Annotated in this window: 17 protein-coding genes; 11 read left to right on the top strand and 6 right to left on the bottom strand. The window is 63.7% G+C overall.

What is annotated here, in order from left to right; translation table 11 throughout:
- Nucleotides 1–102 precede the first annotated feature (102 nt).
- A complete protein-coding gene (locus tag QX041_RS17835; RefSeq protein ID WP_316166127.1) occupies nucleotides 103–1,407 on the top strand; it encodes a divalent metal cation transporter in 1,305 nt (434 codons plus the stop codon).
- 196 nt (nucleotides 1,408–1,603) lie between these two features.
- Complete coding sequence (locus QX041_RS17830) at nucleotides 1,604–3,235, top strand: NAD-dependent malic enzyme (RefSeq protein WP_316166195.1); 1,632 nt, start codon at nucleotides 1,604–1,606, stop codon at nucleotides 3,233–3,235.
- 55 nt (nucleotides 3,236–3,290) lie between these two features.
- Here QX041_RS17830 and rocF read toward each other — a convergent pair whose 3' ends face one another.
- Nucleotides 3,291–4,265: an arginase gene (rocF, locus tag QX041_RS17825; protein ID WP_316166125.1), complete on the bottom strand. Its 975-nt coding sequence runs from the start codon at nucleotides 4,263–4,265 to the stop codon at nucleotides 3,291–3,293.
- 194 nt (nucleotides 4,266–4,459) lie between these two features.
- Between rocF and QX041_RS17820 the strand changes: the two genes are divergently transcribed.
- Nucleotides 4,460–4,720 carry a hypothetical protein gene (locus tag QX041_RS17820; protein WP_315712969.1) on the top strand — a complete coding sequence of 87 codons (261 nt, stop codon included), beginning with the start codon at nucleotides 4,460–4,462 and terminating at the stop codon, nucleotides 4,718–4,720.
- Nucleotides 4,721–4,730: 10 nt separating this feature from the next.
- Here QX041_RS17820 and QX041_RS17815 read toward each other — a convergent pair whose 3' ends face one another.
- Entirely contained in the window at nucleotides 4,731–5,921 is a 1,191-nt protein-coding gene (locus QX041_RS17815) for an OpgC domain-containing protein (RefSeq protein ID WP_410051877.1), read from the bottom strand.
- An 865-nt stretch (nucleotides 5,922–6,786) separates the two neighbouring features.
- Here QX041_RS17815 and QX041_RS17810 point away from each other — a divergent pair.
- A complete protein-coding gene (locus QX041_RS17810) occupies nucleotides 6,787–6,939 on the top strand; it encodes a hypothetical protein (protein ID WP_315712972.1) in 153 nt (50 codons plus the stop codon).
- Nucleotides 6,940–7,088: 149 nt separating this feature from the next.
- Entirely contained in the window at nucleotides 7,089–7,403 is a 315-nt protein-coding gene (locus QX041_RS17805; protein WP_315712974.1) for a c-type cytochrome, read from the top strand.
- A 108-nt stretch (nucleotides 7,404–7,511) separates the two neighbouring features.
- On the opposite strand, the gene QX041_RS17800 is transcribed toward QX041_RS17805, so the two are convergent.
- The 3 genes from QX041_RS17800 to QX041_RS17790 all read right to left on the bottom strand — a co-directional run bounded on the left by QX041_RS17800 (nucleotide 7,512) and on the right by QX041_RS17790 (nucleotide 9,473).
- A complete protein-coding gene (locus tag QX041_RS17800) occupies nucleotides 7,512–7,865 on the bottom strand; it encodes a phasin (RefSeq protein WP_315713636.1) in 354 nt (117 codons plus the stop codon).
- A gap of 100 nt (nucleotides 7,866–7,965) precedes the next feature.
- Nucleotides 7,966–8,256, bottom strand: coding sequence for a hypothetical protein (locus tag QX041_RS17795; RefSeq protein ID WP_315712976.1), 291 nt, complete (start codon nucleotides 8,254–8,256; stop codon nucleotides 7,966–7,968).
- Between the two features lie 197 nt (nucleotides 8,257–8,453).
- Complete coding sequence (locus QX041_RS17790; RefSeq protein WP_315753489.1) at nucleotides 8,454–9,473, bottom strand: GlxA family transcriptional regulator; 1,020 nt, start codon at nucleotides 9,471–9,473, stop codon at nucleotides 8,454–8,456.
- Nucleotides 9,474–9,538: 65 nt separating this feature from the next.
- On the opposite strand from QX041_RS17790, the gene QX041_RS17785 reads away from it, so the two are divergent.
- The 4 genes from QX041_RS17785 (at nucleotide 9,539) to QX041_RS17770 (ending at nucleotide 12,643) form a co-directional block, all read left to right on the top strand.
- The gene (locus QX041_RS17785; RefSeq protein ID WP_316166121.1) at nucleotides 9,539–10,249 is read left to right on the top strand and encodes a hypothetical protein; all 711 of its coding nucleotides are present in this window, start codon (nucleotides 9,539–9,541) and stop codon (nucleotides 10,247–10,249) included.
- The gene (locus tag QX041_RS17780) at nucleotides 10,249–11,541 is read left to right on the top strand and encodes an MFS transporter (protein ID WP_316166118.1); all 1,293 of its coding nucleotides are present in this window, start codon (nucleotides 10,249–10,251) and stop codon (nucleotides 11,539–11,541) included. The genes QX041_RS17785 and QX041_RS17780 overlap by 1 nt, the downstream gene beginning before the upstream one ends.
- Nucleotides 11,542–11,657: 116 nt before the next feature.
- The gene (locus tag QX041_RS17775; protein ID WP_410051875.1) at nucleotides 11,658–12,320 is read left to right on the top strand and encodes a YqcI/YcgG family protein; all 663 of its coding nucleotides are present in this window, start codon (nucleotides 11,658–11,660) and stop codon (nucleotides 12,318–12,320) included.
- On the top strand, nucleotides 12,317–12,643 hold the full coding sequence (locus QX041_RS17770) for a cupin domain-containing protein (protein WP_316166115.1): 327 nt from the start codon (nucleotides 12,317–12,319) through the stop codon (nucleotides 12,641–12,643). The genes QX041_RS17775 and QX041_RS17770 overlap by 4 nt, the downstream gene beginning before the upstream one ends.
- A 2-nt stretch (nucleotides 12,644–12,645) precedes the next feature.
- On the opposite strand, the gene QX041_RS17765 is transcribed toward QX041_RS17770, so the two are convergent.
- A complete protein-coding gene (locus QX041_RS17765; protein WP_316166114.1) occupies nucleotides 12,646–12,834 on the bottom strand; it encodes a hypothetical protein in 189 nt (62 codons plus the stop codon).
- Between QX041_RS17765 and QX041_RS17760 the strand changes: the two genes are divergently transcribed.
- Nucleotides 12,815–13,045, top strand: a complete 231-nt coding sequence (locus tag QX041_RS17760) for a hypothetical protein (RefSeq protein WP_315712990.1) — start codon at nucleotides 12,815–12,817, stop codon at nucleotides 13,043–13,045. The genes QX041_RS17765 and QX041_RS17760 overlap by 20 nt on opposite strands.
- A gap of 225 nt (nucleotides 13,046–13,270) precedes the next feature.
- Entirely contained in the window at nucleotides 13,271–13,504 is a 234-nt protein-coding gene (locus QX041_RS17755) for a DUF6894 family protein (RefSeq protein ID WP_315712992.1), read from the top strand.
- The last annotated feature ends 213 nt before the right edge of the window (nucleotides 13,505–13,717 follow it).

The following is a 13,717-nucleotide window of genomic DNA, read 5'->3' as shown; positions in this document are numbered from 1 at the left end:
CGACGTGATCTGGAACGCTGGTAATCTCCTCCGGTTCCGGAGCCGGGAACAAAAAGGGGTCGTGCGACTTCGAGAGACATACACCGCCGGGGGAGCGCTGCCATGGCCACGACCATCGGATCTGAACCGAACAAGCCGAAACGGTCGCTCTGGAGCGTATTCCGGCTGTTGGGTCCAGGTCTCGTGACCGGTGCCGCCGACGACGATCCGTCGGGAATAGCGACGTACTCCCAGGCCGGCGCGCAGTTCGGCTACGGGCTGTTGTGGACGGTCTTTCTGACAGCGCCTTTCATGATCGCGATCCAGCTGGTGAGCGCGCGCATTGGCCGTGTCACCGGCAAAGGGCTGGCGGCCAACATCACCGCGCTTGCGCCACGCGGCATCGTCTTCGGCCTCGTCGCGCTCCTGGTCGGCGCCAACACCTTCAACATCGCAGCCGACATTGCGGCGATGGCGGAGTCGCTGTCGCTGGTGATCGGCGGTCTCAATCATGAGCACGCGCTGATCTTCGCCGCCGGCTCGACGCTGCTCCAAGTATTCCTGCCCTACCGCCGCTACGCACCCTTCATCAAGGTGCTGACCCTCAGCCTGTTCGCCTACGTCGCGACCGCCTTGATGGTCAAAGTGCCCTGGAGCACGGCGCTGCTCGCGGCGGTTTGGCCCAGCTTCTCGACGGAGGCCAACTATCTGCTGACGGTGGTGGCTGTGCTCGGCACCACCATCAGCCCCTACCTGTTCTTCTGGCAGGCCTCGCAGGAGGTCGAGGAGATGAACCAGGGCAAGGTCGACCGTCCCTTGCGCGAGCTGTCGAAGAAGGACCACCCCGACCTCCGACGGATCAGGATCGACACCACGATCGGCATGATCTTCTCGAACGCGATCGCGTTCTTCATCATCGTGACGACCGCCACGGTGCTGCACGCGCATGGCATCACCAGGATCGACTCGGCGACGCAGGCGGCCGAAGCCCTACGCCCGCTCGCGGGCGACTTCACCTTCCTGTTGTTCGCGCTCGGCATCATCGGGACCGGCATGCTGGCGATCCCGGTGCTGGCGGGCTCGGCGGCATACGCCGTCGCCGAGATCTTCGGCTGGCACGCGACCCTGGAGGCCAAGCCGGACGAGGCGGTCGGCTTCTACAGCATCATCGCTGCCGCCACGATCATCGGCTTCGGGCTCGGCTTCACCGGCATCGACCCGATCCATATGCTGGTGTGGAGCGCCGTGCTCAACGGCATCGCCGCTGTGCCGATCATGGCGATGATGATGGTGATCGTGTCCAATCCCAGGCTGATGGGCCGCTTCCGCGGACGGACCTGGCTGATCGCCCTGGGGTGGATGGGGACAGGTATCATGGCCATCGCCGTGCTGGCGCTGCTTTGGTCATTCGTCACGGGCCGCGCCTAGCGGCCATCGCATTTTCCTTTGCGTGGGCTGCAACGCAGTTGCACAACGTCATTGGTGCAATGCGGAACGTAAACTGTGTTAACAGTCCCGTTCCCGCCATCCCGCCGCGATTGATGCCGATCAACGCCGGGCGCGCTCCGGTATGGCGGTGCTCGAACAAAGGACCTCGGAGACTGCCTTGACCCAGCCGCAACGCATGAGCGCATCGACGCTACCCCCCTATTCTCCGCGCGGACTCGCGCTGCTGCGCGATCCGCTGCTCAACAAGGGCACCGGCTTTACCGAGCAGGAGCGCGATGCGCTCGGCCTGCGCGGCTTCCTGCCCGCCGGGGTCATGTCGATGGAGGCCCAGGCCGAGCGGATCCTGGTCAATCTTCGCAGCCTGTCCAGCGACCTCGAGAAGTACGTCGCACTGAACGCACTGCATGACCGCAACGAAGCGCTGTTCTTCCGGGTGGTCTGCGACAACATCGACGAGATCCAGCCGCTGATCTACACGCCGACCGTCGGCCTCGCCTGCCAGAAATACGGTCTGATCTTCCAGCGTCCGCGCGGCCTGTTCATCTCGGCCAACGACCGCGGCCGGATCGCGGAGATCCTCGCCAACTGGCCATATCGCGCCAAGCTGATCGTCGTCACCGACGGTGAGCGCATTCTCGGGCTCGGCGATCTCGGCGCCAACGGCATGGGCATTCCGGTCGGCAAGCTGTCGCTGTACTCGGCCTGCGCCGGCATCCATCCGGAAGAGTGCCTGCCCGTCATGCTCGATGTCGGCACCAACAACGAAGAGCTTCTGGCCGACCCCTACTACATTGGGCTGCGCCAGAAGCGCCTTACGGGCGAAGCTTACGACACGTTCGTCGACGAGTTCATGACCGCGGCCCGCGCCGCCTTCCCGGGCGTGCTGATCCAGTTCGAGGACTTCGCCAACCACGCCGCATTCAAGCTGCTGCACAAATATCGCGACGACGCCTGCGTCTTCAACGACGACATCCAGGGCACGGCGGCGGTGGCGCTTGCCGGCCTGTTTTCGGCGCTGCGCATCACCGGCGGCAAGCTCCGCGACCAGACGGTGCTGTTCCTCGGGGCCGGCGAGGCGGCCACCGGCATCGCGGATCTCGTCGTCTCCGCCATGATGGCCGAGGGCCTGTCCGAAGCAGAGGCGCTGCGGCGCAACTGGCTGACGGACTCGCGCGGCCTCGTCATCAAGGGGCGAGAGAACCTGCACGGCCACAAGCTGCGCTATGCGCACGACCAGGCGCCGATCGCAGACTTCCTGACCTCGATCAGGACGCTGAAGCCGACCGCGATCATCGGCGTGGCGGCCGTCGGCGGCGCCTTCACGCCAGAAGTGCTGCAGGCCATGGCCGAGCTGAACGAGCGACCCATCATCTTCGCGCTCTCCAACCCGACCTCGAAGGCGGAATGCTCCGCGGAGTCGGCCTATCGCTATACCCAGGGCCGCGCGCTGTTCGCCTGCGGCAGCCCCTACGATCCGGTCAAGCTCGACGGCAAGACCTTCGTGCCGCGCCAGGGCAACAACTCCTACATCTTTCCCGGCGTCGGCCTGGGTGCCATCGCCAGCGGCGCGCGGCTGGTGACCGACGAGATGTTCATGGCCGCCGCGCATACCCTGGCGAACTGCGTCACCGGCGCCGATCTTGAGCAGGGCAGCCTTTACCCGGCGCTGCCGCGCATCCGCGAGGTGTCTGCCCATATCGGCGCCGCGGTGGCCGGCGTTGCCTATCAGAACGGGCTCGCCACAGGGCCTGCGCCGAACGATCTGCTCGGCTTCGTCGAGTCGAAGATGTACGACGCCCGCTACTGAGCCCGAGATCGCGGATGCCTCGGGCTCACCGAGGTCGAGTGAGGAGGCATCCGCTCTATTGATCTGGAACGATCGCATTGGTCGGCGTGGGCCGGTCCGTGATCTGCTGACCGAACAGACTGGCGACCAGTTCGACGGCGACGCGCGCGGTCTTGCCGCGCTCGTCGAGGAACGGGTTGAGCTCGACGATGTCGACCGAACGGACCAGGCCGGAATCATGCAGCATCTCCATGATGAGATGCGCCTCGCGATAGGTCGCGCCGCCCGGTACGGTCGTGCCGACGCCGGGGGCGACCTCGGGATCGAGGAAGTCGACATCGAAGCTCACATGCAGGACGCCGTTCCGCGCACGAACCTTGTCGAGGATCCGGCGCATAAGCACGCCGACGCCGAATTCGTCGATGGCGCGCATGTCGGCGATGCTGATACGCCGGAGACGCAGCAGTTCCTTTTCCGCTCTGTCGATCGAGCGGATGCCGAACAGCTCCAACTGATCTGGGGTGATGGACGTGCGTGCCTCGTCGCCGAGCAGACCATCGAGACCCGGCTCGCCGCACAAGAACGCGGCGGACATGCCGTGCATGTTCGCCGTGATGGTGGTTTCAGGCGTGTTGTAGTCGGCATGTGCGTCGAGCCAGAGCACGAACAGCTCCCGCCCGATCTCGTGGCAATGGCGCGCGATCCCGTTCACAGACCCCATCGACAGCGAATGGTCGCCGCCGAGGAACACCGGGATGGCGCCGGTCTGCGCCAGCTCTTGACTGCGACGCGCCAGCACCCGCGACCAGCGCTGGATCTGGCGATAGTGCTTGGCCTTCATCGGGGGCTCGTCAACCTGCTCCGTCATGTCGGCGATGCCGACATCGCCGTAGTCGGTGACGTCGAGCCCGAGGCTTTCCAGCACGGTGACGAGACCTGCGGTGCGCAGCGCAGCAGGCCCCATCAGCGTACCGCGGACCGACGCGCCGAGATCGATCGGCGCACCAAGGACGGCGATGCGATGTGGCGCTGTAAGGTCTGGAGAAGCCAAGACGGAATCCTTTCATCGACGGCCGGTCGCCCAGCGTAGCGCGATTTTGCACCGCATGCTTCGCCAGCGACGTCTCGGTCCATGGGAACCAATCGCATCAGCCGGCATTTTCAGGAGCACTACATTCGCCCTCGGCCGAATCGCGTCGGCACGGGGGTGCCAATCCGACGAGCCGCGGCAAGAAGGCAACGACAGTGAACAGCGAAACGTTCGAAACACCTCCACAGCCGGGCGTTGCCGAACGCGCGCTCGACACCGCGACGGACATGTCACACACACTCGGCGAGGTGGTGGGCACGCTGGGTGCGGCCGTCGACCGACTGAGCGAAGCGGCGAGGGCCGCGCGGCGGCCCGGAACCGCCCTGTCGACCATCAGCGCGATCACCCGCGAGGCGCCGCTCGCGAGCCTGTTCGTCGCCTTCCTGCTCGGGGTCACCGTCGCACGCCGGCGTTGAGGAGCGGTGGTCAGAACAGCCGCGGCCCGCGCCGGTCGAGCTGTGATTCCCATGTCAGCAGCGTGGCCGCGATGGTCATGATCGCGATCCCGGCGACACTGATCAGCAGCTGCATCGCCAGCCCGCTCGCCACGTCGGTCAGAATGACCTGGCCGAGGAAGGCCAGCAGCACACCCTGGCAATAGATCGGGAGCGAGTTCTCGCCGCACCTGATCATGGCCGTCATCAGCGGACGAATCGGCCCCTTCCAGTCCCGCGGCGCCAGCCGCGACACCACGAAGGCAAGCGCCAGGAAGTGCAAGAGCCGCACTGGCGCCAGGTGGCTCTTGTAGATCGGATAGATCAGGCCGCTGATGGCCGACGGGATCAGGTTCTCGAGACTCTTGAACTCCCAGCTGAGCGCCATCAACAGGCTGAACGCGAGATAGGTGATCGCCACGATCAACAGCGCTCGCGAGTCGAGGAGCGGACGCAGGCGCGTGGTGCCGGCACAGCCGTACCAGGCGCCGATCACGAACAGGAACTGCCAGGCGAACGGATTGAAATACAGTTCGCCGCTCGGCCACGCCGGCACCTGCCAGCTGAACAGCTGAACCATCATGTAGAGCAGGAATGAAAGCACCAGCGTCAACGTCGCGCTGGTGATCATCAGCCACAGGATGACGGGAAAGCAGATGTGCAGGATTGCGAACGTCAGCAGGATGTCGGTGTTGACGGGCGCGAATTGCAGCAGCGCCACATGCACCAGCGTGGGCCCGGGCTCGCGAAAGAAGAAGCCGGTGTTGGTCTCGTCGACGAAGCGCGTGCCGCCGCCGATCACCCAGACCAGCGCCGCATAGGCGAGCAGCAGCACCAGGAACGCCGCATAGATCTCCCAGGCGCGCCGCAGCGCCCGCACCACCGTGGTCGCCCAGCCCTGCTTCGGCAGCGCTCCGCCATAGGCGAGCATGCAGGTGTAGCCGGAGACGAAGACGAACACCTCGGAGGTGTCGCTGAAGCCGTAATTGCGCAGCGTCAGCCACGCCAGCGAATTGTCCGGAACATGATCGATGAAGATGAACCAGAGGGCGAGCCCCCGGAACGCGTCGACCCGGAGGTCACGACCTCCGTTCCCGTTGCCGGCTGCCACGCTATCTGTCTTCGCCAGCTCTTGATCATCGGCAAGCAAGATGGACCTCGTCTCGGGATGGCGGACCAACATCGACTCCGGCATGTCGTGCCTTGATATCTCCTGCCGGCCATCGATCGGAACTCGAATCCGCCACACGCGTCGTCCGCCCTTCTGGCAGATTTCGGGCCCTTGAACGCAGCCCCCGTCTGCGTCTTCAGGCTGCCCCGCGATTTCCGCCGATTGTGCACGGCCGATATCCGCATCGGAAAAGTGTGCACGGAAGCCGGGCACCTGCGGAACATTGTCGGCATGGTGGTGTTAACCCTCTAACCACCGCGGAGCTGGCAATTGTTCCAGTCCCGTATTTGCCCGGATTGATTGTAGATTGGTTAGACATTGACTTTGAGTGGAAGTGTTGACAGGGGGGGTTCCGTGATCCACCGAGGTGTTCAATATACCGTCGTGGCGACTGCTGAACCGGACATTTGGGAATGGCGGTACGAGTTTGGCGATCAGATCAAGACCGGACGCACCCAGACCAGACTCGCTGCGCTCGCAGCGCGGCGCGTGAAGTCGAAGATCGATGCGGCCCTCCGTGCGGCCCAGACGGGTTCCGTGTCCACGGTAAACGTTGCCGAACGGATCGGCAGGGCGAAGGCCGCATCGCATAGCCTGACCTGACATTCTGTCCTCCGGCAGTCCGGCACGCGCCGGTCGCCTCATCGTCTGTTGAGACAGATCAAGGCATCGATGCCGGCATTTGTCATGTTCAGATGATGGAAACTCTCGTTTTTCGCTGCTCCCAGACGGGATCGAACGTTCAGATCGACTTGGCCGCACCGGTTCTTGCCGACCAGTTCGATGCCTATGAGGCGGCCGCATGCCCAGCATGTGGCGGTACGCATCTCGTCAACAGGCTGAGCGGAAAGATGCTGAGCGACAGGGAGGGCTCGACATGTCCTACGTTGCGGAAGAGTTGACGATCACCGCCTCGACCGACGTGTCTCGCCCGGCCGATATGTCTTGGCTGCGCCGCGCGACCGCGCTCCTGAAGGCAATCGTCAGCCGGATCGACCTGTCCCACTTTCCCAAATCATGCTGTAATTGACGTCGAGATTCATCGACGTGCCGCGCGTGCCTGCGAGACGGAGCCGCCAAGACGCTCCTCTCCGGGGCGAAACATTCCTTCGTGAGCCACCCGCCGTCACTCCGGCGAGGTATGCCACCACCCAACAGACAAAGATCAGGAGTTCCTTGATGCACGCCTCGGTGATGAGAGTTATGGCGATCGCGATCGCGGCTGCGGCATCGACACCGGCCTGGGCCGCCGATCCGGATCACGGCGGAGATCTGGCCCGTCGCTGGTGCGCCTCGTGCCACCTCATCGAGGGGACGCAGAAGCAGGCCAGCGCGGACGTTCCCTCCTTCGCCCAGATTGCTCAGAGAACGGATTTCACGCCGGAGAAGGTCGCGTTTTTCCTGCTCGACCCGCATCCGAAGATGCCAAGCTTCCCGCTCAACCGGCTGGAGGCAGCCGACATCGCCGCCTATATCGGCAGCCTGCGAAAATAGGGCTGGGCTCTTTCGCCCGTCTCGTCCGCTCGCATCCATTCGGCGGCAGCACTGCCGCCGAGTTCCGTCCATGCAGACCGTCGCTCCTGCGACGGCGAGGCTCGCGCTTCAGCTCTTGGGCTCGGTCGCCTTGCTCGCGGCCGACATGATGCTCGCCGTGATCGTCTTCATGTGTTCACCGGCGTTGGTGAACTGGCTGCGCAGGAACTCGGACTGGATCCGCATCGCCTCCTCGAGCTCGGTGGCGTGAACGAGCTTTCGAGCGTGCTCGAAGGCCGTCTTGATGTTCTGCTCGGTAAGAGTGAGCGCCTGCTTGGACATGTCGGCGGCAGGCCCGGGAACTGTGCCGATCGACTTGCCGGCTGCGTCGAAGAACATCTCGAATGCTTTTTCAGCCTGCGAGATGGTCTTTTCGGCCAGGTCCCGCAGTTCAGCGGGCACTTCCAGTTTGGTTTGGGTCATCGTTGCTTCCTCCACGACAGATCCAACTACCACATCCGACTCCCTGCGTCGCCGTACAAATGGATGCGGAGGAAAGCCGCCAGCGGCTGTCAGAATGCGGCTATACGTTGACGCGCAATCTGCAAAGCGTATTCGATCGAAGCGAGGTGACGATCATAGATCCGTCGCGCGCGCTCGTCCGCAACAGGCCCGAGAGCTCTCGCGCATGCTGCAGGGCAAGATCGAGGAGGAGGACAGTTTTTCTCGCATCCTCCCTGACGCTGAATGCACCGACTCGCACGGTGTCCATGAGGCCAGCACCGGCCACCACAACCACCGCCTTCTGCTCAGCGCTCGCAAAGGCGGCCTCAGGAGAGAGTGTCCTCGTGCGAAAGGGAACGATGTTGGTCATTGGCCTTTCCCCTCGGCGGAGGCGGATCTGCATCAAATTTTCAGCATTATACACGTGGCCTTTTACGGAAGGCTTTGAGCGCTCGCATAAGGCATGGCCGCACCGGCCTCAAAGCGAGCGGCGGGATTGACCCGAAAGCAAAGGAAAGGGCGCCGAGTCCGGCGAGTCTTGTCAGCCCCGGTTGCGGCAAGCGCCGCTCAGCCCGAGAAGCGGCGCCGATACTCCGACGGCGACACACCGAGATGCCGCAGGAACGCCCGCCGCATGCGCTCGTCGTCGCCAAAGCCCGCCCGTTTGGCGATTTCGACCACGTTTTCGATCTGGCGGCTTTCGAGTAGGAGGCGCGCCGTCTCGACCCTGAGCGCCTCGACTCCCTGTGCCGGGGTCATGCCGGTGCGGCTGACATAGGTGCGCGCAAAGGTGCGCGGCGTCATGCCGGCTCGCGCGGCCAGCGCCTCGACCCGCAAGTCGCTGGCGATGTTCTCGATGATCCAGGCATGCAGCGCACTGAACCGACCCTCGACGTCGGACGCCTGCGCCGCCAGGACGGTCGAAAACTGACTCTGGCCACCAGGACGTTTCAGAAAGACGACGAGCCGGCGCGCCACGTCGAGCGCGATCGTATGGCCGAAATCCTCCTCGATCATCGCCAGCGCGAGATCGATGCCGGCGCTCACGCCTGCGGATGACCAGACCCGGCCATCCTGCACAAAGATCGCGTCGGGCTCGACCTTCACGTTCGGAAAACTGTCCTGCAGACGGGGGCAGTAGCGCCAATGTGTCGCGGCCCGCCTGCCCTCCAGCGCGCCGACCCAGGCCAGCGCAAAGGCGCCCAGGCAGACGGATGCGATGCGCCGGGCACCGGGGAGCACCTGGCCGATCCACTGCATCACCATCTCGTCCTGCCGCAGCTTCCAGATGCCGGGCCCCCCCGGGATCAGCAGCGTATCGACCTCCTCAGGCTTCAGGGACGAGAGTGGCGCAGTGTCGATCATCAGGCCGACATCGGTCGGCACCAGTCCGCCCTCCTTGGACACGTAGCTCAGCGCATAGCCCGGCCCTGGCAGCTCGATCTCGCTGAGTTCGGCGAACACCTGCGCCGGGCCGGAAACGTCGAGCAACGTCACTCCGGGAAAGGCAAAGATGGCCAGCCGCCTTTCGGCACTATCTCGACGCACCGCAGCACGCCGGGGAGAGTTGGCAGAATTCGAGGGCATATTGTCCTTTAAGCCATCGGAGGACCGCCTGTATAGCTCGACCTTGCAGTGGTGGAGTTCACGCGATGTCGCGCAATTTGGACGGTCGATACAGGACCATCGCCTCGCCCTGGGACGACTACACCGTCTACAGCTTTTCCGACGCGTCGGAGATCGAGCTGCCTGATCGGCAGCCGATCATGGATGCAATGAATTCGATCATTGCAATTAACTGGAAAGCAATCGAACCGCATTGGACCGCGGCCTCGTCGCCATTCACCGGCAAATACGGCCTCGTTCTGGTCTACGATCACGTCGGACTGGTCGCGTTCTCAGTCTATCGCGTGATGACCATCGCGCAGCGGCCGGCCATTTATCGCAGTGGGACCGAAGTATTACCCGCACATCAGGGTCGTGGCCTGTATGGGTTCTTTACGTCGCAGATCCTCAAGCATCACGGCTCGGTCACACCCGGCGAAGAAATTCTTTACGGATGGCGTACGCGCAACCCGATCGTGTGGGCTGCCAACGCCAAGATCTGCGAGAGAGTCGCGCCGTCGCTGCTCGATGAGACGGCGGATGCCGAGTTGCAGGCCGCCTGCGTCGAGATGTGCGCGACGATCTATCCGGGCAAGCCGCTCGAGGTGCCCCGCATGATCATGCGCGGCGCCTACGGACACATCCAGCACATCAGGCAAGACTATCACGGCAGGGCCTCGCTGGTCGAGACCGCGATGTCGCGGATCATCCCGGATTCCGCCGACGCCCTGTTCTCCGTCGGCTATGCGAGGGTGTGATGGCGGCGCTCGGACAACAAGCGGTCGCATCCTCTCCGCTCCGGTTCCTCGATCGCGCCTATGTTGCGTGGGGTACGGTCGCGCTCGCCTACGCCGTCGCCTTCCTGCAGCGGATGTCGCCGCAGACCGTGGGCCTCGACTTCATGCGCGACTTCGGCACCGACGCCTCCGGCGTCGCGATGCTCGCCTCCAGCTACTTCTGGGGCTACACCTTGATGCAGATCCCCGCGGGCGTTCTGGTCGACCGCTACGGTGTGAAGCGCGTCGTGCTGTGCAGCATGACGGCGTCGGTGCTCGGCAGTGCCGCCTTCGCCCTGTCGCCCACCCTGCTCGACGTCTTCGTCGCGCGCGTGGTCGTGGCCTGCGGCGACGCGCTGGTGTTCACGGCGCTGCTGAAGCTCGTCGCGCAGAGCTTTTCCGACCAGCGTTTCGGCTTGATGTCCGGCATCTCCCAGGTGTCGGGCTATGTCGGCGGCGTCCTCGCCACGACCCCGCTCGCCGCTGCGGTCAGCGGCTTCGGCTGGCGCGCCTGCTTTCTCTTCATCGCCTGCGTCGGCGTCGCGAACTTTGCCTGCGCGTTCGCGACCTTGAAATCGGCACCGGCGAACTACACCAGCCGGACGCTGAAGAGCGTCCTGGTCACAAGCTGGCATGCGCTCGGATCGGCCGCGACCTGGGGCTGCGCCATGAGCTTCGCTGCCCATTTCGCGGTCGTGACCACGCTCGCCGGGGTATGGGGCATCCCGATGGTCGCGCATTATTTCGGCATCTCACCTTCGGCGGCCGGCGGTCCCCTGCTCGCTTTCATGGTCGGCAACGCCATCGGATCGGTCTTTCTCGGCCATGCCGCGGACCGGATGCAGTCGCTCAATGCAGCTCTGATCTCCATCACCTTGCTGCGCATGCTGCTCGTCGTGATGCTGTTGCCGGCACTGGCGCACAGCTTCGGCTTCTTCTATGTCGGCGCGGTGTTCGCCGTGCTCGGTCTGGTGGCCGGGGGCACCGTGCCGCTGATCCTGAAAAGCACCAAGCATCTCTACACGGCGGAGCGCATCGGCGTCGGCGCATCGATCAATACGACGGCCGCCGGCATTTTTGCCGGACTGGCTCAGCCGGTGATCGCCTTTGCCATGGTGAGTGCGAGCGGCCTCAACCCCGACATCGGATCAAGCCTGCGCAGTGCCGCCAGCGATTCCGGCTACGCAGCCCTGATCGAAATGCTCGTTCTGATGTCGCTTCCTGGACTCCTTGGGCCGCTGATGATGAGGCGCAAATTGATACTTCGTACTTAAGCATAAGAACAGAGAGGGTCAGTATGTCGCGTTTGTATTTGAGAAGGGACGAAGCCCGATCCGGCCATCAGGCCGGCACCTGGCAAAGTGTCCTGTTTTCGGAATTCGAGGCTCAGATGAGCAGCGAAGCAAGACCCTTTCCGTGCGTATTCGGCGTCGCGGGCTATCGTCACGATCAGCTTCGTTATCTGTTTCTCGACCCCATCGACATCGACGTGCTCGGCCAGCAGCTCGCCTTGTTCGTCTCGGAGAGCCGCTCGCACGGACCCAACACCTCGCTGGTGCTGTTCACGCGCCCGCGCCCGGTCCAGACCATCAACTCTTACTACAAGAAGTTCTGGCACATCCTCGATCAGCTGGCGCGCGTCGACAGCCAGCCGTGGCCCGCCGAAATTCCCGAGACCGTCGATCATCCGATGTGGGAGTTTTCGTTTGCCGGTGAGCCGATCTTCGTCGTCTGCAGCACGCCCGCGCATGTGATGCGGCAAAGCCGCCGCTCGAGCGCATTCATGCTGACCTTCCAGCCGCGCTGGGTGTTCGAACGGATGCTCGGCACGGAGGAGGCGGCCGCCAAGGCCTTCGGCGAGGTGCGCAAACGGCTGGTCCCGTTCGACACGACGGCGCCTTCGCCCCAGCTCGGACGCTACGGCAATCCGGAGGGCCGGGAGTTCAAACAGTACTTCCTCTACGACGACAACCAGCCGCCGCCGGCCTGTCCCTTCCACAAGCTGGCGCAGACCAAGCGATCGTCCATTGCAGACAAGGAGCAGGCCGCATGACCCAGATCATCGCTGGAACGAAGACCAGCTTCGCGATCGATCCCGACATCCTGGCGCTGTTGCCGACGCAGGGCTGCATCGAGCTGCAGCACGATGCGGCCGGCAAGGTTCACGCCTTCCATACCCATCCCGTCGACGAAATCCTCGTCGTGATCCAGGGACGACTCACGTTTCGTTGGGAAGGCGGCGAGCGCATCTGCACGGCCGGCGACAAGATTCTGCTGCCGGCCGGGACGCTGCACGAATCGGAAGCGCTGGACGATGCAATCTATGCGATTGCGACGCGACCTCCCGCAACCATTGCAGGTAATCGGGAGGGATGAGCTCAGGACAGAGGGCGATCGGTCTCCGAAAGGTACTCCGCGGTCAACCGCTCAACCATCTCGATCACCTCGATGCGCTGGCCCGGAGCCAGCTTCAGGAATGCCTTCAGCAGACGAAGGCTTTCCACGGCTTCGCTCGATGGGGCTCCGAGCTTCGTGTGCAGCTCCGCGATGAATGTTGAATTCTTCATCTCGCACCTTTGGCAGGAAACAGTAATGCCAGTCCTTAGCAAACGTGAAGGCCTTGCACGCAAGGTAGATACTGCAGCAATCGAGGCTGAAAGTCTCGGTCTGACGACTGCGACCCTGATCCTCAGGATGGCCCGCCTGGAAATCGACCGTGCGGAACCCGACGAGGTTGAAAGTATGCCAGCGAACAACTCTTGCAGCAAGCCGAACTGACCGGTTGGTTGATTTCGGCGTCACAATTTGAGCCTTCTGGCAGTTTCTGGCTGACGATACCAGTGGAAACGGTCGTTTACCGAACGAGGCGGGGGGGATTACGGCAGCGGTAAGCTTGTCCTCCACATTAGAGGTCTTCTATAGTTTGCTTGGGGGGAAGAATGGGTTGCGGATCTCGCTCGGGATCCGTGCCCACTCCCGCGACACAGCGGCTGCAGGAAGACCATGCGCACTTATTATTTCGATATGAAGGATGGCATTCCGACCAGAGACCGGACCGGCCTGGAATTTGCGACGAGTGCAGGGGCGATCGAGCACAGCCGGGATTTGGCCCGGCGCCTCCGGCACGACCCGCGCATCACCGACCGCCGGCTGTCCATCGTCGTCGTCGACGAATCTGGCGCGGAGGTTCACCGCGAGCCGGTTTATCCGGCTGCAGTGAAAGCCAGCCTGTCCTGATTTTTTCATAGGCGTGCCGGCAGGGACTGCGCGCTGACTGCTTTTTCTACTTTTCGTAGAGGAAACGAAAAGCCGAACAACTCTTGAGTGTGCATATCGGGCACGCGATCGGGCCGCTTCCGCAGCAAGAGCACCTTGAGGGCTAGACGCCCCGCCGGTCCACTCCACCGGCTCTCCCCTTCCCTCGGCCGCCAACGAACGCCGCCGCTGCGC

Source organism: Bradyrhizobium sp. SZCCHNRI2009 (genome assembly GCF_032485115.1).
Classification (GTDB): Bacteria; Pseudomonadota; Alphaproteobacteria; order Rhizobiales; family Xanthobacteraceae; genus Bradyrhizobium.
The sequence above is the reverse complement of the archived record's forward strand: the minus strand, read 5'-3'. Positions and strand labels throughout refer to the sequence as shown.

Bases quoted from the DNA above. Each gene is read 5' to 3' on its own strand.
- QX041_RS17835 (WP_316166127.1), top strand. From the start codon at position 103: ATGGCCACGACCATCGGATCTGAACCGAACAAGCCGAAACGGTCGCTC.
- QX041_RS17830 (WP_316166195.1), top strand. From the start codon at position 1,604: ATGAGCGCATCGACGCTACCCCCCTATTCTCCGCGCGGACTCGCGCTG.
- QX041_RS17815 (WP_410051877.1), bottom strand. From the start codon at position 5,921: ATGTTGGTCCGCCATCCCGAGACGAGGTCCATCTTGCTTGCCGATGAT.
- QX041_RS17810 (WP_315712972.1), top strand. From the start codon at position 6,787: ATGTCCTACGTTGCGGAAGAGTTGACGATCACCGCCTCGACCGACGTG.
- QX041_RS17805 (WP_315712974.1), top strand. From the start codon at position 7,089: ATGCACGCCTCGGTGATGAGAGTTATGGCGATCGCGATCGCGGCTGCG.
- QX041_RS17800 (WP_315713636.1), bottom strand. From the start codon at position 7,865: ATGACCCAAACCAAACTGGAAGTGCCCGCTGAACTGCGGGACCTGGCC.
- QX041_RS17795 (WP_315712976.1), bottom strand. From the start codon at position 8,256: ATGACCAACATCGTTCCCTTTCGCACGAGGACACTCTCTCCTGAGGCC.
- QX041_RS17790 (WP_315753489.1), bottom strand. From the start codon at position 9,473: ATGCCCTCGAATTCTGCCAACTCTCCCCGGCGTGCTGCGGTGCGTCGA.
- QX041_RS17785 (WP_316166121.1), top strand. From the start codon at position 9,539: ATGTCGCGCAATTTGGACGGTCGATACAGGACCATCGCCTCGCCCTGG.
- QX041_RS17780 (WP_316166118.1), top strand. From the start codon at position 10,249: ATGGCGGCGCTCGGACAACAAGCGGTCGCATCCTCTCCGCTCCGGTTC.
- QX041_RS17775 (WP_410051875.1), top strand. From the start codon at position 11,658: ATGAGCAGCGAAGCAAGACCCTTTCCGTGCGTATTCGGCGTCGCGGGC.
- QX041_RS17770 (WP_316166115.1), top strand. From the start codon at position 12,317: ATGACCCAGATCATCGCTGGAACGAAGACCAGCTTCGCGATCGATCCC.
- QX041_RS17760 (WP_315712990.1), top strand. From the start codon at position 12,815: ATGAATGTTGAATTCTTCATCTCGCACCTTTGGCAGGAAACAGTAATG.
- QX041_RS17765 (WP_316166114.1), bottom strand. From the start codon at position 12,834: ATGAAGAATTCAACATTCATCGCGGAGCTGCACACGAAGCTCGGAGCC.
- QX041_RS17755 (WP_315712992.1), top strand. From the start codon at position 13,271: ATGCGCACTTATTATTTCGATATGAAGGATGGCATTCCGACCAGAGAC.